The organism is Corallococcus sp. AB032C, from assembly GCF_003668935.1.
GTDB classification, from domain to species: Bacteria; Myxococcota; Myxococcia; order Myxococcales; family Myxococcaceae; genus Corallococcus; species Corallococcus exiguus.
The window spans coordinates 57,131-75,527 of the sequence record NZ_RAWP01000012.1; the positions used below are offsets into that span (position 1 = coordinate 57,131).

Consider the following 18,397-nt stretch of genomic DNA (forward strand, 5'->3'; position numbering starts at 1 on the left):
GAGAGACATGCCGACCCGCCTCGTGACGCTCCTGGGCATCCTGGTCCTTTCCGCCTGCGCGAATCCTCCCGGAGACAGCGGGGGACCGCCGGACGCGGGAGCGGGTGACTACGATCTCCCGTCCATCCCCTACACGGTGGACGCGGGCGCCCCCATCGACGCGCCCCGTGAATCCTGGACGTTCGTGCCCGTCTCCGACGCCCACTGCGCGAACGGGACGTCCACGGGCATGGCCGTCAACCTCACGGACCGCTCCAAGCGGGTCGTCGTCTTCCTCGCGGGCGGTGGCGCGTGCTGGGAGGCCGCCGCCTGCGCGTTGGGCACGGCCACCCACATCACCGACACGATGGGCGCGGATCCCGTGCTGGCCGAGGCCCGCGCGCCGGAACTCGCGGCGCTCTTCGACCGCGACGACGTCCGCAATCCCTTCCGCGACGCGAGCTTCGTCTACATCCCCTACTGCACGGGCGACCTCCACGCGGGCACCCGCATCCAGACGTATGACTGGTTCGGCCCCAAGAAGGTCGAACACGTCGGCTCCCGGAACATGGATGCGTACCTGCGACGGCTCCAGCCGACCTTCCCCCAGGCCGACCGCGTCTGGCTCACCGGAATCAGCGCGGGTGGCTACGGGGCGACGTTCCACGCGTGGCGCGTGCAGAAGGCCCTGCCCTGGGCGCGGGTGGACGTGCTGAATGATTCGGGGCTCATCATCAACACACAGGGGGATGGCCGCTACGGCACGATGCGCGCGAGCTGGGGCATGGAGTTCCCTCCCGGCTGCACCGGGTGCGACACGGGCTTGTCGGCGGTGCTGGGCGCGTCCGCGCGGCTGCTCACCGCTCCCCGGCGCTACGGGATGCTCGGGTACCTCCAGGACGGCACCATCTCCCTCTACTTCGGACTGGAGGGCGCGCAGGTGCAGTCCGGCCTGGAGGCGGCCCGCGCTTCCGCGGCGCCGAACGTGAAGACCTTCTACCTGCCGGGCAATCCTCACGTGCTCCTCGCCCACCCGGACACCGCGAACGGCGCGGGACTCACCGTGCGAGGGTGGATCCAACAGTTCGCGGCGGAGGATCCGGCCTGGGACCACGCCGGCCCCTGACGTGACGTTTCCCTGGGTCTCACGCCAACGTCGAGGAGCATCGCGGGGACGTGAGGGAGCATTGCTCACCTCCAGGTCCGCTTTGGCTTCGGCCGTCCGATAGTGGATCAGATGTGCGGCAGCCATCACGCGCACGTCCATTCACTCATGCTTGAGCACTTCGACTGCGCGCGGTCCGACGCACTGTCGGATCGAACAGGGAACCTCTCTCCTTGCGGCCCCTGCTTGGGGCCTTCTCGGGAGGCGTCGATGTTCGTGCGTCGGAGCTGGGCCGTCGTGTTGCTGCTGCTGTTATCCGGAGCGGGGTGGGCGGAGGAGCCTGCCGACTCCCAGGACTCCGAAGAGGAGGGAGAGGCACAGCTCAAGGACGCTCCTCCGCGCCCCACGCCGCCCGACTCAAGCTCGCGCTGGGCGAACCTCGTGAGCCTGGAGACCACGACGTTGGCGTTGCATTCGCGGGGGACGGTGGGACGAGGCGAGGGCTTTCTGCAGGTGGCGCCGCGGTTGGTGGTCGCCAGGCCAGGAGTGATTCACCTCGGCCTGGGCGCCCCGGTGCGGCTGCGGATGTGGGGCGGTGGGGAAGGGGCCGGTCTCGTCAGGAAAGAGGATTGGGACACGCGGTCCGACTGGGGCCAGGTGGTGCGCATCCTCACTGTAGGAGGGGATGCACCGAACTCGCTGTGGATGGGGGCCCTGGAGTCATACACCCTGCTGTCCGGGCACCTGGTGCGTCGCTACAACAACCGAGGCAATCCCGACTACCACCCCGCCGGAGTCGTGGTGACGGGCCTGATGGCACCTGTGTATGTGGAGGCTTTCGCCTCGGACGTGCTCGGTGCGCGGCTGATGGGCGCGGAAGTCGTCCTGGACGCGCAACACCTGCTCTTTGGCCGCCCTCTCAATCCCTTGCAGTATCTGCTGTCGCTGTCCGCGGTGCATGACTGGGGGAAGGCTGGAGGGACGTCGGAGCCGATGACGCTGGCCCACCTGGACGGGACGGTCATCCTGGTGCGGCGCGGAAACCCCGAGGGAGGCTTTGAGTTGCAGGCGATGGGCGGCTGGGGAGGGCGACCCGGCGAAGGGGGCGCATGGGGCGCGGTGGCGGGACTGGGCGTGGAGGTCGTGTCGTCGAGGTTGGACCTGAGGGCGCGCCTGGAAGCGCGCCTGCAACGGGGCGGCTTCCGTCAGGGCGCCTTCGGTCCGGACTACGAGTTGGCGCGCATCCAGGTGGCGGGGCCGTCCGCCCTGCCGCAGGTGGATGCGCCCTTCCCGGACGGGTATTCGGTCTACGGCGAAGTGATTCTCAGCTGGGACGCGGAGGGCCTGGGTGTGCTGGGGAAGCGCCACTTCCGCCTGACGATGGGGGCGGAGGCCTTCAGCTGGGGCCGCGTGGACGTGGATGGGCGCCTGGAGTCGCAGGTGTTTCACCGGAACCTCACCGTGGCGGTAGGTGGCGTGGCGATGGGAATGGGCCAGCCGGCAGCCCGCTACCTCGCGTCGGGTGAGGCGCGGTGGCGCTTCCTGGGCGGGTGGCTGTACGCGGTGGGGCAAGGGGGCACGCTGCTATTCCCGACGGCGGAGGGGACGCTGCGGCCGGGAGCGTTCGCGGCCGTGGGGCTGGGGGTGGACCATGTGCGCTGATCGGTGGCTGCACAGCGGACCCGGCCTCGTGCTGATGGTGGCCCTCCTCGCCTCGGGCTGCGCCTCGTTTCCCGCGAAGGCGAGCCATGGTGCCACCCTGGCTTTCAATCCCATCTTCTCGGCCGCCCAGGCGGAGAAGAGCACGGCGGCAGGTTTGTACCCGGAGGAGGAGTTGGACTCCTCGACCAGGGAGCGTGCGGCGGCGCCCCTGGGCTTTCGACGCGGCCCGTTGACTGACACCGTCGAAAGGACGGGGGCGCGCGGCTCGGGCGAGGTGGACGGTGTCGCCTTCGCGTGTGGCGGCGGGGGAGTGCCTTCCGGGTGGCCCCACCTGGACTCCAGCCGGGAGGTACTGGCGCCCTTCCTTGCGTGTGCCTCGCCGGCGGAGTTCGTGGCCATGCAGCGCGGGGTGGACATGGCCTCGCTGGTGGAGTCACTGGAGGATTGGGACGCCGTCCGGCTGGGCGCCCTGGGGCCACTCGACGCGCGGGCCTCGGAGGTTCTCGGACGCAAGCGCGCGGCCTTCCTCGTCGCCGTTACCGAGAAGTACGGCGGGCCATATGCAGAGGTCTTTGCCCTCTTCGTTATCCACTCGGCGTTCGATGATGAGTTACGCGAGGTGGTGCGGCTGCTGGCTCGCGACAAGCAGTTGGCGGAGACGCTGGGGAGCATGGCCGCCGTCCGCGAGGAGTTGAAGCGGCGGGGGCTGGCGCTGGAGAACTTCCTGGAGCGAGGAGAGCAGGCCCCAGATGTGCTGCGCGGGCTGGGGCGAGCAGGCCGGGACATGCTCTCCAGCACCTCCGTGAGTGGTGAGGCCCGGTACACGGACCTGATGGCGTTGCGGGGTCAAATGCCCTCGCCCTACCAGGCCGCCCTCGACGAAGTGCAGAAGGGCTTGATGGCGCGGCACTACTCGGCCGGAAGCGTCTCGGCAGGGGCCTTCGATCACCTGACGTTTGGCGTGCCGCTGGGCTTCTACCACCTGGTTGCGGGGACGGGGCACGGGGCGCACTCGCTGGCGCAAGGCAAGTACGAGCAGGCCAGCCGGGAGCTCGCACCGGCGGCACTGGCGGTGGCGTTGTACGCAGGAGGCAAGGGCGCCAGGGCCCTTGTGGAGGCGCGCGGAGGGCTACGACGGATTCAGATGCCGGCGCTGGATCTGGTGGGGATGAAGGCGCTGTTGGGGCGCATTGAGGAGCAGCTCGGCGTCAACGCCGCTCGCGATCTGCTGAGCTACCTCCAGGCGAACCGAGAGGGCGCGAGGGTCGCCGCCGAGTGGGGCGAGGCGGGGCTGCTGGCGCTGTACGAGGCGCGCGGCAATCCGGCGAAGGCGCACGCGGTGCTGGCGGAGGCCCGCCGCGATTCCGCCCGCGCCGCGGCAACGAAGGGCGTGGCCGGGAAGAGTGCCGGCGGCTCCGCTCTGGAGGCGGCGAAGGCCAAGCTGCTCCAGGCCGAACTGGAGGCCTCGGGCCCACGCCTTCCCAAGGACGTGGAGGTGTTGAAGGGACTGGCGCCCGAACTGGATGCGCCTCCGGCGGGAGTCGAGAGGGGCGCGGGCCTCTGGCGCGACTACGTCTCCTACCGAGAGCGGCGGCTCCAGGAGATTCAGAGCGGTGCGGACGTCAAGGGGCCCCTGAAGTGGGCGGGCTATCAGGAGATGTTCGCCCACTACGCGCGGGGCATGGCCTTCGAGAAAGCCATGGTAACCCTCCTGGAGAAGGAGGCGGCCCTACCACGAGCGCAGCGTCGATGGCTCGGGGACTTCGACCAACCTCGCATCGAGACGCACGTGGGAGTGCTGAAATCGGACCTGCGCTTCGCGGACCTGCTTGTCATCGAAGAACGCCCTGCTCCCGGCACTTCCCCTCGCGTCGAGACCTTCAGCTTCAAGAGCCGCGACCTTTCGCAGTTCAGAGTCAAGGCTCTCACGGCGCAAATGTTCGCGGACGCGAGCGCTGCCTTGAGGTACTACGGTGAAATGCTGACCATCCGACGCCCAGGCATGCAGATGGAGGTGCGGGTTAAGAAGGTTCGCTTGATTTACGAAGGTGGAGAATTCAAACCCAGGGACGCAAGTGCCCTAAGCCGGGCACTGAGCAGTATGCTTCACGCGGTTCAGGAAGTGGAGATCGTGTTTCAATGAGACATCTGAACCTGTGGAAGTCAAGGTCGGCAGACCGTCTCGTGCTGTCATTTGAAGCGGCCTTTGACAGTACCGCTCCAGCTGAAGACGAGCTGGGACCGATCTTCGAAATCCTGGAGAAGCATGCGGGCGAGTGGATGCCAGACGTTGTCGAGGGAAAGCGCGAACGCAAATATTCCAGAAATTCTGTCTGGAAGGCCTTCAACGAAATGCGCAGGGAGAGGGTCGCGGTCATCGGACTTTGTCGAACGCAAGAGCCTGCGCTGGACATGTCACTGCACCTCAGTCTTCCTCCGCTGCCTTCCGACATTGCTGTGTTGATTTACATTGATTCGCTCCCACTGTTCGCCGAGGAGGAGCCGTGCAGTCGACTCGTGGAGATGGTTCGGGAGTGGGCCCTGCGCTACCCGACTTCACACGCGTTTGCTCACAGCTCCGCCGATAACCAACTGTCAGGTGCTCCCAGTTTTGGCCGGGACAATGAGACTGTTTGGAGGGATGGATTCGATAAGGTCTATGAGTTTTCCTGGCTCAATGTCTTTGGCTCCAAGTTGGTGGAGACGGTGGGCCGCGAGCGGGTGCTCTCGACTCCCGCGCACCTCGTGGAGGAACTCCCCAACGGCTCCGTCCTCCTCGTGCTGCGGCCCACCCCCGCCGACTTCGCCAGTGAAGAGGCGCGCGTCGCCCAGGCCCGTGCCCATGTGCACCTGCGGCCGGAGCTCGACTTCGACACGGTGCTGCGGACCCTGCGCGAGCGCAGTGCCGCGCTCGCCCCGGTGGAACCACGCTTCCACCCCGACCTGGCGCCGCTCCTCTCCCGTCTGCCATTCGAATTCGCCATCAGTGAGCGGCAGCGGAAGATCGCCGAACTGAACGCCTTCCGACCGCCCGAGCCGGAGGAGTGGCTCCCGGCCGCACTCCCGTCGGACGTCGAGAATCCGGAGCGTGTCCTCAGCGACTACGATGACCTGTCAGAAGGCCTCGTGGCGGCGCTGCACACCAAGGTGCCCAGCATCTTCGATGAGACGCCTGAGTCCCTCACGGACCTCGACTTCTATTTCTGGAAGGAGAGCTTCCCGAAGCGGTACCTGCGAGACCTCATCGACAGTCACACCGCGCCGGCCCTGGGGGCCTACTTGGGACGTACGCTGGTCCGGCGGTTGGGCGGGACGTGGGTGCTGCGGCAAAAACTGGAGGAGTCGCAGGTGCGTGTCGGCCAGCGCGTCTGGCTCCCCTTCCTCCGCGCCCGCCGGTACATGCAGTCTTGCGAGGCGCTGCTGGACTACTCACTCACCCAATTCTTCCGGGAAGCGGAGCGGCACCGGGGCTGACCTGGAATCAGACGCTGACCGCGATCGTGAAGTAGGCTTCGCGCCCGCCATGCAGCTCGCCATCCCCCATGCCCCCCGCAGCGTCAAACTCGCCCAGGTGCCTGGGGCCGTGGCGCGGTTGGTGCGCGGGGTGGTGTTGGGCCTGGTGATCATCACCGTGCTGGGCCTGGGTGCCAGCTACGCCGGCCGCTACTTCATCGAGGAGCAGCGCTTCACGTCCAGCGCGGAGCTGGTGGACGCGGTGGTGGGCGCGAGTCATGCGCCCCCTCCGAGCCAGCACGAAGACGCGGAGGGCACGCTGGACGTCCTCTACACGTTCGCGGGCGAGGATCACTCCGTGTCGGGCGTGCGCACGGCCGCGGAACATGCCGCGGGCCTGGGCCACGGTGCCCGGGTGCAGCTGCTGGTGGATCCGTCCCAGCCGGGGCGGCCTCGCGAGGCGACCCATGCTCGGGCCCAGGCGGCCCGGGTGGGCCTGCTGCCTTGGGGCCTGGGCCTGGGGGCGCTGGTGGCCCTGGGCGGCTTCGCGTGGGAGGTGCGGCGGCTGTGGCGCCGGGAGGTGGTGCCCCTGCGCCTGGGCGCGCTGGTGTGGCTCACCCCGGACGATGGCTACCTGCCGGAAGGGAAGGGCGAGGCCGTGTTCCCCGCGCACTTCTTCCGCCAGGACGTGAAGCACGCCGTGCGGGCGCGCTGCCGCCCCCAACGGGCCCCGGTGCGCAATGGCGGCAAGGTGCTGGCCGCCGTGGTTCCCTCCGAGCCGGGGTGGTGCCGCGTCATCGACGAGGAGCTGGCGCGGACGCTGGGCTGGGTGCGCTGACAGACGGACAGGTGGGGTTGAAAAGTTGCTGGCCCCCAGAGGCCGTGTGACACACGCCTGTAGCTGCAACGTCCGGAGGCTTCCATGCGCGTTCGCTTCTCCCACTTCGTGCTGCCCGTGCTGCTCCTCACGGCCCCGAGCGCCGTCGGAGCCGGCAAGCGCAACGAAGCGGAGGAGGCGTACCAGCAGGCCCGCCGCGCCTACTACGCGCTGAAGGACGACGCGTCCCGCCGCAAGCTGCGCCACCACTGGCTCAACGTGGTGCACCGCTTCGAGGCCGTCGCCACGCGCTTCCCCAAGAGCGACCGCGCCCCCGATGCCCTCTTCACCGCGGGCGACCTGCTCCAGGAACTGAGCCGCATCTCCTTCGTGGACGAGGACCTGCAGTCGGCCATCTCGGACTACTCCAAGCTGGTGGAGGCGCACCCGAAGCACCGGCTCGCGGATGACGCGGCGCTGGCGCTGGCGCGCATCCACGTCAACCGCCTGGACAAGCCGGAAGCGGCCCGGAAGGTCCTCAACGAATCGCTGGCCACCAATCCCAAGGGCGACCAGGCCAAGGAGCTGAAGTCGCTGCTGGCCTCGCTGCCTCCGCCCAGCAAGACGCCGCCCGCGAAGCCCACCGTGAAGCCGCTGCCCCCGGTGGTGAAGTCCACGCCGGACACCGCCGTCGCCGCCGCGACCTCCAGCTCGCCGCTGGTGGACGCGATCTCCAAGCTCGCTCGCGAGCCGTCGCCGGTGCTGCCGCGCCTGGATCCGAACGTCCCGGCCTCGGGCTCCGAGACCTCGACGAAGGACTCCGCGGCGAACATCGTGGACGCGCCCACCGTCGCTGACCGGGCCGTGGACGCGAAGGCTCCGGAGGCGGTGGCGTCCTCGCACGGGACGTCGAAGCCGGAGGTCCGCGTGGAGGTTCCGGCCGTGGCGTCGAAGGCTCCGGCTCCGGTGGTGGACTATGCCCCGGTGGCGCCGAAGCCGGCCGCCCCCGTGGCGGTGGCGTCGAAGCAGGAGACGAAGCCGGCCGCTCCTGAGGCTCCTCGCCCGGTGACGGCGCCGGTGGACGCACAGGTGGCGCAGGCGCGGCTCAAGGCCGTGGCGAAGCAGTCGCGCCACGCGGAGCTGACGCTGGCGGAGCAGCTGGGGCTGAAGGTCCGGCGCGTGGTCATCGACCCGGGCCACGGCGGCCATGACTCCGGCGCGGTGGGCAAGGCGGGGACGAAGGAGAAGGAGGTGGCCCTGGCCATCTCCAAGAAGGTCGCCGACGGCCTGCGGGAGAAGGGCCTGGAGGTCGTGCTCACCCGCGACGACGACACGTTCATCCGCCTGGAGGACCGCGCGAAGCTGGCCAACGAGGCGCACGGCGACCTGTTCATCTCGGTGCACTGCAACTCGGCGGCGACGCACAAGCTGCGCGGCATCGAGACGTACACGCTCAACACGTCCGCGGACCGCTACTCCATCCGCCTGGCCGCTCGCGAGAACGCTTCCTCCGAGAAGGGCATCAGCGACCTCCAGTTCATCCTGGCGGACCTGGCCACCAAGGCGAACACGGAAGAGTCGTCACGGCTGGCGAACGCCGTGCAGCACAACCTGGTGACGGGCCTGTCCGGCCAGTACGACGGCATCAAGGACCTGGGCCACAAGGAGGCGCTGTTCTACGTGCTCCTGGGCGCGAAGATGCCCGCCATCCTGGTGGAGACGTCCTTCCTGTCGCACGCGGAGGACGAGAAGCGCCTGGCGTCCGAGCGCTTCCAGGACGAGGTGGCGAAGAACATCGTGCTGGGAGTGGAAGAGTTCCTCGGTGATCGCCGCCGCATGGCCAAGGTAGACTGACGCGTTCGTTGTCGTCAGTCCCCATGGCCGAGCAGTCCCCCCCGTCCAGCCCCAAGCCCGCGCAGGATCCCCACGCGCCCCCGTTCCAGACGGAGGCGGACCTGCGCGCGTGGCTGCGGGCCGAGGGCCTGGAACACCTGGCGCGCCTGAGCCTGGCGCTGCTCACGCCTCGCGTGGAGGCCGCGTACCTGCCGCAGGTGCGCGCGGTGATCTCCCGCCGCAGGCTCGTGGAGGTGCTGGCCCAGGACACGCTCGACCGCTGGACGGCGGAGATGCTGCCCACGCCGCGCATGCGGGACCTGCTGCCGAAGCTCGCCTGGCGCTACGTGGAGGACGAGCGGCAGGCCACCCTCGACGCCCGGGCCTCCGTCGCGGAACGGTTCGCCCCCCCGGCCGACAAGCGCACGCACACGGTCCACGGGATGTTGCTTGCCTGGCGTGCTCGCGTGCCTTCGAGCATCGCGCCTCGACCGGAGCGCGCGCTGTCGCTGGAGGCGCTGGTGGAGGAGCCGGACCTGCCGGGCTTCCGCCTCAAGGAGACGCGCATCTCCGAGCTGCCGGTGTCCCCGCCGGGCTCGGGCTTCATCCTCGCGGAGGCGCGGCTGACGTTCAGTCCGTCCGGCGTGACGGTGGACTGTTCGTGCGGCGCCACGTTCTGCGTTCACCAACTGGCGGCGGTGGACACGGCGCTCCTGTGGCTACGGCAGCGCTGGACGGAGGACTTCGGCGAGACGCTGGAAGAGCTGGTCCGGCCCGCGTGGGCCCGGACGCTGCGCGCGCTGGAGCGGGCGGTGGAGGAGAGCCCGGGCGGCGGCGGAGGCGTGGAAATCTCCTGGCGGCTGGACGTCATCGAAGGGTACGGCGTGGAGGTCGCGCCCTACGTGCACCGGCGCACGAAGAAGGGCCAGCGCACGACGGGGGCGAAGGTCGGCCGGCGCAAGCTGTTGCAGGAGTACGGCTCGCAGCTCAGCCCCTCGGATTCGCGCATCGCCGCGCTGCTCTCCGACAGCACGGCCCCCGCGTCGCGCGCGCTGCTGTTCGAGTTGATTGATCATCCGCGCCTGTCGCTGGAGGGCACGCAGGACATCCCCGTGCGCATCGAGCGCGAGAAGGTGGGCCTGGTCGCCGAGGACCGGGGCGGCACCGTGCTGGTGAACGCGGGCGTGGACGGCACCGTGCTGCCCGCGCCGCTGCTGGAGCGCGTGCGCAAGGCGAAGCCGGAGGACGCAGTGTTCCTCTGGGACGAAGGCGCGCATGTGCTCACGGTGCTGGACGTGAGCCCGGAGGTGCGCGCCATGGCCACCGTGCTCCAGCGGCACGGCAACGCGTTTCCTCCGGAGAGTCACGGGCCGCTGCTGGAGCACCTGTCGAAGCTCTCCGTGCGCCTGCCGGTGGCCATGCCCCGCAGCGTGATGGGGGAGTCCATCGCGCCGCAGCACCTCCCGGTGCTCCGGCTGGAAGGACAGCCCGGGGGCGCGGTGCGGCTGGAGCTGCGGCTGCGCGCGCTGCCGGATGGCCCGGCGTACCTGCCTGGCGAGGGGCCTCGCGACGTGCACGTGCGGCGCGACACGCGGTCCTTCCACGCGGTGCGCGACTTCGGGCGCGAGCTGACGGCGGGCGCGGCGCTCCAGGCCCGGTTGCCCTTGCAGGCGGCGGAGCCGCAGGAGCTGCCGTTCTGCTTCCTCTTCCACAGCGCGCAGGGCGGTCTGGCGGTGCTGGCCGCGTGCGCGGAGATGGAGCCCCGGCCGGAGCTGGAGTGGGTGGGCGCGTCCATGCGGCTCGTGCCCAAGCGGGGCGCGGGCGACCTGAAGGTCGTCCTGGAGCGCAAGCGCGAGTGGTTCGGCGTGCTGGGCAGCCTGTCCGTGGAGGGCGAGCGGGTGGAGCTGGCGCGGCTCCTGGACGCGGCCCGGCGCAAGGAACGCTTCGTCCAGGTGGACGCGCGCACGTGGGTGGAGATCGAAGCGGCGCTGCGCGAGCAGCTGGAGAAGCTGGCGGATCACACGTACCTGTCGAAGCACGGGCTGGAGGTGGGCCCGTCCGCGGCGGAGGCCCTGGCGGGGCTGGGCACCGCGGGCGCGCTCATCGACGCGGATGCGTCCTGGAAGACGCTGGTCGAGCGCATCTTCGCGGCGAAGGAGCTGAAGCCCCGGGTGCCCGCGGCGCTCAAGACGGAGCTGCGCGACTACCAGCTTGAAGGCTTCCGCTGGCTCACGCGGCTGGCGTCGTGGAACGCGGGTGGGGTGCTCGCGGACGACATGGGTCTGGGCAAGACGGTGCAGGCCCTGGCCGTGCTGCTGGATCGCGCGAAGCAGGGGCCCGCGCTGGTGCTGGCCCCCACGTCGGTGGCCTTCAACTGGCGGGACGAAGCGAAGCGTTTCGCGCCGTCGCTGAAGGTGACGATCTTCTCCGACGCGGAGGACCGGGGCGGCACGCTGGAGCGTCTGGGACCTCGCGACGTGCTGGTGCTCAGCTACGGCCTGCTCGTGCGCGACATCGAGCGGCTGGCCGCGCTGCGCTTCTCCACCATCGTCTTCGACGAGGCCCAGCAGCTGAAGAACGCGGCCACGCAGCGCTTCCGGGCGGCGCGAGCGCTCCAGAGCGACTTCAAGTTCGCGCTGTCCGGCACGCCGCTGGAGAACCACTTGGGCGAGCTGTGGTCGCTCTTCGCGGTCGTCTTCCCGGGGTTGCTGGGCAGCCTGGAGGCGTTCCGCAACCGCTTCGCCGCGCCCATCGAGAAGCAGGTGGATCCGACTGCCGCGCCCGCGCTGGCCCGCGTGCTCCAGCCCTTCCTGCTGCGCCGCACCAAGTCCCAGGTGGAGGCGCAGCTGCCGCCGCGCACGGACGTGCACGTGCCCGTCGTCCTGTCCCCGCCGGAGTGGACGCTCTACGAGGACGCGCGGCTGGCGGCGCTGTCCGACCTGGAGACGCGCAAGGCGAAGATGAAGGACCAGGAGCGGCGCATCGAGGTGCTGGCGGCGCTGACGCGGCTGCGGCTGCTCGCGTCGCACCCGCGCCTGTACGACAAGGCATCCAAGCTGGAGTCCTCCAAGCTGGAGCGCTTCCTGGAGCTCATCCAGGAGCTGCGCGAGGAGGGCCACCGTGCACTGGTGTTCAGCCAGTTCACGTCCCACCTGGCGCTGGTCCGCGAGGTGCTGGACGCCCAGGGCATCGCCTACGAGTACCTGGACGGCTCCACCCCCGCCAGCGCCCGGGCGGACCGCGTGCGTGCCTTCCAGGAGGGCGACGCCCCCCTGTTCCTGATTTCACTCAAGGCGGGCGGCTTCGGTCTCAACCTGACGGCCGCCACCAGCGTCATCCACCTGGACCCCTGGTGGAACCCGGCCGTGGAGGATCAGGCCTCCGATCGCGCGCACCGCATCGGCCAGCAGCGACCCGTCACGGTCTACCGGCTGGTCTCGCGTGGGACGATCGAGGAGCAGATGCTTTCGCTCCATGAGCAGAAGCGGGCCCTGGTGGCCGGTGTGTTGGAGGGCAAGGACGCCGCCGCCCGCCTGTCCACCCAGGAGCTGCTCGGGTTGCTCGCGCAGCGGATGCCGGGCATCGACGGGCTCGATTCCGACGCGACGAAGCACTGAACAGTCTTTCCGTGGTTTTTCTTGGACCCATTCGTGCGCCTGAACAGGCACTGAACAGACTTTTAGCCATTTCCAGTGCACCCAGACCTGGACGTATGATCAGTCCTGGGGCTCCGATCAGCCGTACCTACATGAAGAAATGATCAGGTGGGTAAGATGTGCTGTTTGTCGGCGGACAATCACCGCCGGGGCCTACATCCACCTGCCCGATCAGGATCGTCATGCCCACATGAACACGGCTTCAGTGAGTCTCGATCCACCCGATGAAACATGTATCAATTAAATATATGTTTCATTTATCGCGCATCTGCAATCAATTGCACTTGATGTCTGTGTTTTAGTCGTGGGTCAGTGGGAAGAAGTGCCCGATCGGGCCGTTCCCATGGCCCACGGCAAGCGGGTAGCGCAGGGCGGAGGTGACGTACTCCTTCGCCAGGCGCACGGCCTCCAGCGGCGGGGTCCCCAGCGCGAGCCTCGCGGCGATCGCGGCGGACAGCGTGCAGCCGGTGCCGTGCGTGTTCGGCGTGTCCACGGGCGCCACGGACAGCGTCTCCATGCGCGTCCCGTCGAACCACACGTCCGTGCCGCGCAGCGCGCCCGGCATGCCGCCGCCCTTCACCAGCACCACGCGGGAGCCCAGGGCGTGGATGCGCCGGGCCGCCTCGCGCATGTCCTCCAGCGTCTGGATGTCCATGCCCGCGAGCAGCTTCGCTTCATGGCGGTTGGGCGTGAGGATGGCCGCCAGGGGCAGCATGCGCGCGCGCAGCGCCTCCACCGCCTCATTGTCGATGAGCTGCGAGCCCGCTCGGGACACCATCACTGGATCCACCACGATGGGGCCCAGCGACACGCGGGCCAGCTGATCCGCCACGGCTTCGATGAGCGGGCGCTGGGCCAGCATGCCCACCTTGACCGCGTCCACGCGCATGTCCGACGCGACGGCGTCCACTTGCGCGGTGACGGACTCGGGCGGGAGCAGGTCCACGCGCGTGACGCCTCGCGTGTTCTGCGCGGTGATGGCCGTCACGGCGCTGGTGCCGTGCACGCGGTGGAAGGAGAAGGTGCGGAGGTCGGCCTGGATGCCAGCGCCACCGCCGCTATCAGAGCCGGCGATGGTGAGGGCGGTTGCGACAGGGAAGGGCTTCATGGGCGCGGCATCCTAGCCGCGGCCCGGCGCCTGGGGCCCTGGAACTAGAACTGGTTCTGCCGGGCCTGGTCGAAGTCCACGCGGTGCTTCAGGTACAGCGTGTCCAGCATGTGGTTGCTGATGGGGTTCAGGTTGCCGTCGGTGAAGCGGTGCACCACCGCGCCCTTGCCCGCGTCCTTGAGGAAGGCCAGCGGATCCACGTCGCCGCCCAGGCCGGTGAGCGTGGGCACGGGGTCCGCGTTGTTGACGTAGTGCACGTACTGAGGGCCGTTCGGGTACTTCGTGGACGCGGCGCCGAAGGTCTCCACCTGCAGGTGGCTCATCTTCGCCTCCACCTGCGCGGGGGACAGCCCGTCCTCCACGCGCAGCCGCTTCGCCACGTCGTTCAGCGCGCGCGCGGTGATCAGCCCGCCCTGGCTGTAGCCCACCAGGTGCACGTCGCGGCCGGCCTTCAGCTCCGAGTAGAGCGTGTCCGCCAGCGTGTCCACGGCGGGGTTCTTGCCCTTGTCCAGCTTGTCCGTCACGCACTGGCCCAGGTCCTTCACCAGGCCTTCAGTCGCGTTGTGGATGCCCACCACCTTCGCGCCGGAGCTGTCCGCCAGCGCCTGCATCTCGTTCACCTGACCCGCCGTCGGCGTCATGATGCCGTTGACGTAGAGGATCGTCTTGTCCGGGTTCGGGTTGTTCTTCGGCGTGATGCCCGGCACGTCGCCCAGCTTCGTCGTCGCCGGGAGCACCTTGCCGCCCGCGCCCACGAACATGCCGTCCTGCGCGCGGTCCGGCTTCGCGCCGCCAAACAGGCTGGTGATCTCCTTCACCGTGGTGGCGTTGAAGACGTCCGCGCCCATCTGCAGGAAGCGGGGGATGTCCTTGATGCCGCCCACCGCCGCGTCGATGAGGCCGCCCAGCAACCCGTTCTTCTGCGCCGGCGCGGCGCCCCCCAGGTTCGACGTGGAGGCGCGCGACGGCGACTGCTCGAAGGAGGACTTCTGGAACGCGGGCTGATGCGCCACCGGCTTCTTCGCGAGCGGCTCCGCGGCCGTCTTCGAAGTGGAGGACGGCACGGCGAGGGGACGGTTACGGTCGATCGTGCTCATGGGGAAACCTCCAACCACCGGGGGAAGTGGGTTCAGGTAGGTTATCCGCTCCTTGCCTGGGAAGTTGCGTGCCCCCGCGTCATGGCCCCGCAATCCACGCCGCGTGCCTGACGCGCTTGGTCAATTCCAGACACCCGGCATGGTTTTCAGCGCTTCACGACGTGGATGTTGAAGTCGCCGGTGCGCAACGTGCCCCACAGGCGCAGCCACAGCGGGAGGAAGGCCTCCGTGCCGCGGGCGGTGGTGATGTCGCCCAGGTCGATGACGTGCTTCCAGCCGAAGCCCTCCGTGAGGAGCTGCTTCACGCGGGCCTTGGCGTCCACGTCGTTGCCGGACACGAAGACGTCGTGATCTCCCGGCACGCGTGAGGGATCCACCATCACCTCGCAGTTCATCGTGTTGAGCGTCTTCACCACCTTCAGCGACGGGAAGGCGCGCTGGAGCTGCTCGCCCAGAGAGTCGTCCGGAGGCGTGGAGAGCACCGGCGGCATGCCCTTGGTGAAGTCGAGCGGGTTGGACACGTCCACCAGCACCTTGCCGCGCAGGGCCTCCTCACCCGCGGACTTCAGGACGTCCAGCGAGGCATTGCCCAGCGTGCAGTTGAAGATCAGCTCCGCGAACGCGGCGGCGTCCCGGAACGTGCCCTGAGAAGCCTTGCCTCCGGACTTCTTCACCCACGCGGCGGCCTTCGCGTTGTCCGGCGTGCGCGAGCCCATGCGCACCTCGTGGCCCAGCGCCACCAGCTTGCTGCCCAGCGTCTCGCCCACAATGCCCGTACCCAGGATCGCGATCTTCATGAGGACTCCCTTTCGTGTGGGGTGAACCCTAATCGTCAACCCAGGCGACCGTGAGCACGTCCAGGTTGAACCATCATCAACCCTGGGTTGACAATGCGGCCCATGGACCTGTTCACGGGCGTGTTGCCCTTCCTCCACGTGGCGGAGGAGCGGAGCTTCCGCAAGGCGGCGGAGCGGCTGGGCGTCACCGTGGCGGCGGTGAGCAAGGCGGTGCGGAAGCTGGAGGAGGAGCTGGGCGCCAGGCTCCTGGAGCGCACCAGCCGGCAAGTGGCCCTCACCTCCGAGGGCATCGCCTTCCTGGAGCGGGCGCGCGAGGCCGTGGCGCAGATCCGCGCCGCCCGCGAGACGGTGGCCCAGGCGCACCGCGCACCCAGGGGACCGGTCACGGTGTCACTGCCGTTCATCCTGGGCCCCGTGCTGTTGCCCCGGCTGGCGCGGCTCCAGGCCCGCCACCCGCAGCTCACGCTGCACGTGCGCATGAGCGACCGGCTCAGCAAACTGGTGGAGGAACAGGTCGACGTGGCCATCCGCGTGGGCGGGATGGAGGACTCCAGCCTCGTGGCGCGGCGGCTGTTCTCCACGCGATGGATGACGCTCGCGTCGCCGGCCTACCTGGCCCGGCATGGAACGCCGGAGCACCCGTCACTGCTGGAGCGCCATGCGTGCCTGAAGTTCGTGGATCCGCGCGGCATCACCCGCGAGTGGCACTTCCGCGAATCACCCGGTGGCGACAAGGCCGGAGTGGTGCGCACGCGCGCGGCCATCGACGTGGATCACGGCCCGGCGCTGCTGGACCTGGCCGCCGCGGGTGCCGGGCTCTGCCAGGTGCTGGACTTCATGAGCGACGCACGGCTGCGCGAGGGTGCGCTGGTGGAGGTCCTGGCGGAGTACGCCGCGGAAGGGCCTCCGGTCCACGCGCTGTGCCTGCCGGGGCGCCAGTCCGTGCCCCGTGTCCGCGCGCTCCTCCAGCACCTGGTGGAGGAGCTGCGCGCCGTCACGGCGTGGTGAGCGCTTCCTTCCCGGCGGGCAGGCCGCGGGGGGCTTCCGCTTCGGGCGTGGGAACTTCCACCGACGCCTCGTTGACCTCCTTGTAGAACCGGCGGCCGAAGATGACGCCCAGCACCAGCGACACCACCATGCCCACAGCGGAGACGGCGGTCATCACCGTGCGGCCCTGCGCCAGGCCACTGCCGAACTGCGCGGTGAGGAAGGTGCCCGGAATGGTGCCCAGCACCACGCCCATCACGGAGGGCCAGAAGCGCGCGCCGCTCGCCGCGCCGGCGATCAGCATGATGTCCGTGGGACACAACGGATTGAGGCACGCCAGGAACGTGAACTGGAAGTCGTGCCGCCGCGCCGCCTTGGCGATGGCCGGGTACTTGCTGCCGCACAGCCGCTGCATGGGCCGCGTGCCCAGCTTGCGAGCAACGAAGTAGAGCAGGGTGGCGGACAGGAAGCTGCCCGTTAGTGAATAGAGGGTGGCGGCGAGAGTCCCGAACATCATCCCGCCCACCGCGGTGAGGACCTGACCTGGCAAGAGCGTCAGGGGCCGCACGGTCAGGAAGGCCACGTACGCCAGGGGGGCGTAGTCGCCCAGGGGGAGCAGCAGCTCCCGGATGGTGCGCTGATCGATGAAGTCCGGCCCCAACAGCCGGAGCATCACCAGACCGCCAATGGAGACGACCATGGGCGCGAGGATTCGCAACCAGGTCTTCAGTCCGTTCCTGACACTCGCCAAAAGAACCTCCTCCACCGCCCGCGGACACATGTGTCAGGCGTTGCGCACAAGGTGGGATCCGAGCAGGGAATCGGCAACGTGGACTGAATTGTTGTGAACAACGAGAGCGTCCTGCCGGGCAATCACCCGTCCCGACCGGATGCCCAGCAGGCCTGACAAGCGCGCGAAATCCTTGGGGATTATGCATGCAATGTCAGGAGAGAACGGCTGGCGGTGTACGGAGCTTGCTTGCATCGGGGCGCTTCCGTCCCAAGGTTTCAGGCAAGGGACACCAAGGCGCGGACGGGGTTGGGCAGTCACGAGAGGAGACACGGACATGTCGGACAAGGACAACAAGGGCAGCATGACGGTGGCTGAGGCCGGGCGTAAGGGCGGCGAGACTGTCCGCAACGAGCGCGGTCGCGAGTTCTACGAGACCATCGGCCGCAAGGGCGGAGCGACGGTGAAGGCCGAGCGCGGACGCTCCTTCTACGAGGAGATCGGCCGCAAGGGCGGCGAGACCGTGAAGGCCGAGCGCGGCGCGAAGTTCTACGAGGAGATCGGCAAGAAGGGTGGCGACCGCGTCAAGGCCACCCGCGGGCCGAACTTCTATGAGGAGATCGGTCGCAAGGGCGGGCAGAAGGTCAAGAAGCTGATTGAAGAGGGAAAGCGCGCCGCCCGCGCCGCCATGGAGAGCCAGGCCGCCGCCGGGAATGCCCCCGCGTCCGAGGGCACCTCCGCTCCGGTGAAGCCCCCGGAAGAGCCCGCGCAGCCGGGTGGCAACGAGTAACGGGGGACAGGAAGCGCGGTCTTCCGGTATGACGGCCGCGTGTACCTCGTCATCACGTTCCTCGAACAGGTGGAGACGACCGAGCGGGCGATCCGCCGGCTCCGGGAGTTTGGCATCCCGGAACCGATGGTCATCCGAGCGCGCAGCGCCGCCGCGGCCTTGTCCGCGGAGGTCCCGGTGTTCGCCGGACTGCGCAGCCTCGCGCTGGGCGCGGATGAGGACCGCATCGTCCTGGTGAGCGTGCTGCCCGCGCTCCCGCAGGAGGAGTTGGATCGCATCCTCCAGCGCGTGCAGTTGGAGATGGACGCGGACGACCCACCCATGGGTCGCCTGGTGGCCCTGCCTGTCCTGGCGGCGCCCACGCATCGGCGTGGATGACGCGC

General features: G+C 69.1%; 14 protein-coding genes. 10 read left to right on the top strand and 4 right to left on the bottom strand.

The features are described from left to right. The first annotated feature begins 7 nt into the window (after positions 1-7). The 7 genes from D7X99_RS07600 (at position 8) to D7X99_RS07630 (ending at position 12,466) form a co-directional block, all read left to right on the top strand. A complete protein-coding gene (locus D7X99_RS07600; protein ID WP_121777173.1) occupies positions 8-1,105 on the top strand; it encodes a pectin acetylesterase-family hydrolase in 1,098 nt (365 codons plus the stop codon). Positions 1,106-1,354: 249 nt separating this feature from the next. Beyond that, a complete protein-coding gene (locus D7X99_RS07605) occupies positions 1,355-2,746 on the top strand; it encodes a hypothetical protein (RefSeq protein ID WP_121777174.1) in 1,392 nt (463 codons plus the stop codon). Beyond that, positions 2,736-4,889, top strand: coding sequence for a hypothetical protein (locus D7X99_RS07610; protein WP_121777175.1), 2,154 nt, complete (start codon positions 2,736-2,738; stop codon positions 4,887-4,889). Before D7X99_RS07605 ends, D7X99_RS07610 begins: the two co-directional genes overlap by 11 nt. Continuing rightward, positions 4,886-6,220 (top strand): hypothetical protein, encoded by a 1,335-nt coding sequence (locus tag D7X99_RS07615; protein WP_121777176.1) that lies wholly within the window; start codon positions 4,886-4,888, stop codon positions 6,218-6,220. The genes D7X99_RS07610 and D7X99_RS07615 overlap by 4 nt, the downstream gene beginning before the upstream one ends. Before the next feature lie 49 nt (positions 6,221-6,269). Then, positions 6,270-7,037, top strand: a complete 768-nt coding sequence (locus D7X99_RS07620) for a DUF3592 domain-containing protein (RefSeq protein WP_120579657.1) — start codon at positions 6,270-6,272, stop codon at positions 7,035-7,037. Between the two features lie 84 nt (positions 7,038-7,121). Further along, positions 7,122-8,870 carry an N-acetylmuramoyl-L-alanine amidase gene (locus tag D7X99_RS07625; RefSeq protein WP_121777177.1) on the top strand — a complete coding sequence of 583 codons (1,749 nt, stop codon included), beginning with the start codon at positions 7,122-7,124 and terminating at the stop codon, positions 8,868-8,870. Positions 8,871-8,893: 23 nt separating this feature from the next. Continuing rightward, positions 8,894-12,466, top strand: a complete 3,573-nt coding sequence (locus tag D7X99_RS07630) for a DEAD/DEAH box helicase (protein WP_121777178.1) — start codon at positions 8,894-8,896, stop codon at positions 12,464-12,466. A 337-nt stretch (positions 12,467-12,803) separates the two neighbouring features. On the opposite strand, the gene thiD is transcribed toward D7X99_RS07630, so the two are convergent. From thiD to D7X99_RS07645, 3 genes are all read right to left on the bottom strand, one after another. Continuing rightward, a complete protein-coding gene (gene thiD, locus D7X99_RS07635; protein ID WP_120579660.1) occupies positions 12,804-13,613 on the bottom strand; it encodes a bifunctional hydroxymethylpyrimidine kinase/phosphomethylpyrimidine kinase in 810 nt (269 codons plus the stop codon). Positions 13,614-13,657: 44 nt separating this feature from the next. Continuing rightward, the gene (locus D7X99_RS07640; protein WP_121777179.1) at positions 13,658-14,710 is read right to left on the bottom strand and encodes a hypothetical protein; all 1,053 of its coding nucleotides are present in this window, start codon (positions 14,708-14,710) and stop codon (positions 13,658-13,660) included. 146 nt (positions 14,711-14,856) lie between these two features. After that, positions 14,857-15,507: an NADPH-dependent F420 reductase gene (locus tag D7X99_RS07645; RefSeq protein ID WP_121777180.1), complete on the bottom strand. Its 651-nt coding sequence runs from the start codon at positions 15,505-15,507 to the stop codon at positions 14,857-14,859. Positions 15,508-15,609: 102 nt separating this feature from the next. Between D7X99_RS07645 and D7X99_RS07650 the strand changes: the two genes are divergently transcribed. Then, positions 15,610-16,515, top strand: coding sequence for a LysR family transcriptional regulator (locus D7X99_RS07650; RefSeq protein ID WP_121777181.1), 906 nt, complete (start codon positions 15,610-15,612; stop codon positions 16,513-16,515). Here the strand turns inward: D7X99_RS07650 and D7X99_RS07655 are convergent. Further along, positions 16,502-17,212 (bottom strand): TVP38/TMEM64 family protein, encoded by a 711-nt coding sequence (locus tag D7X99_RS07655; RefSeq protein WP_233613181.1) that lies wholly within the window; start codon positions 17,210-17,212, stop codon positions 16,502-16,504. The two genes, D7X99_RS07650 and D7X99_RS07655, sit on opposite strands and share 14 nt — an antisense overlap. A 349-nt stretch (positions 17,213-17,561) precedes the next feature. On the opposite strand from D7X99_RS07655, the gene D7X99_RS07660 reads away from it, so the two are divergent. Together D7X99_RS07660 and D7X99_RS07665 are read left to right on the top strand one after the other, a co-directional pair. Further along, positions 17,562-18,014 carry a general stress protein gene (locus D7X99_RS07660; RefSeq protein WP_121777183.1) on the top strand — a complete coding sequence of 151 codons (453 nt, stop codon included), beginning with the start codon at positions 17,562-17,564 and terminating at the stop codon, positions 18,012-18,014. Between the two features lie 39 nt (positions 18,015-18,053). Further along, positions 18,054-18,392 carry a hypothetical protein gene (locus D7X99_RS07665; protein ID WP_121777184.1) on the top strand — a complete coding sequence of 113 codons (339 nt, stop codon included), beginning with the start codon at positions 18,054-18,056 and terminating at the stop codon, positions 18,390-18,392. The last annotated feature ends 5 nt before the right edge of the window (positions 18,393-18,397 follow it).

Coding starts and splice junctions, on each gene's coding strand:
- D7X99_RS07600 (WP_121777173.1), top strand. CDS start 8: ATGCCGACCCGCCTCGTGACGCTCCTGGGCATCCTGGTCCTTTCCGCC.
- D7X99_RS07630 (WP_121777178.1), top strand. CDS start 8,894: ATGGCCGAGCAGTCCCCCCCGTCCAGCCCCAAGCCCGCGCAGGATCCC.
- D7X99_RS07660 (WP_121777183.1), top strand. CDS start 17,562: ATGTCGGACAAGGACAACAAGGGCAGCATGACGGTGGCTGAGGCCGGG.
- D7X99_RS07620 (WP_120579657.1), top strand. CDS start 6,270: ATGCAGCTCGCCATCCCCCATGCCCCCCGCAGCGTCAAACTCGCCCAG.
- thiD (WP_120579660.1), bottom strand. CDS start 13,613: ATGAAGCCCTTCCCTGTCGCAACCGCCCTCACCATCGCCGGCTCTGAT.
- D7X99_RS07645 (WP_121777180.1), bottom strand. CDS start 15,507: ATGAAGATCGCGATCCTGGGTACGGGCATTGTGGGCGAGACGCTGGGC.
- D7X99_RS07615 (WP_121777176.1), top strand. CDS start 4,886: ATGAGACATCTGAACCTGTGGAAGTCAAGGTCGGCAGACCGTCTCGTG.
- D7X99_RS07625 (WP_121777177.1), top strand. CDS start 7,122: ATGCGCGTTCGCTTCTCCCACTTCGTGCTGCCCGTGCTGCTCCTCACG.
- D7X99_RS07610 (WP_121777175.1), top strand. CDS start 2,736: ATGTGCGCTGATCGGTGGCTGCACAGCGGACCCGGCCTCGTGCTGATG.
- D7X99_RS07650 (WP_121777181.1), top strand. CDS start 15,610: ATGGACCTGTTCACGGGCGTGTTGCCCTTCCTCCACGTGGCGGAGGAG.
- D7X99_RS07640 (WP_121777179.1), bottom strand. CDS start 14,710: ATGAGCACGATCGACCGTAACCGTCCCCTCGCCGTGCCGTCCTCCACT.
- D7X99_RS07605 (WP_121777174.1), top strand. CDS start 1,355: ATGTTCGTGCGTCGGAGCTGGGCCGTCGTGTTGCTGCTGCTGTTATCC.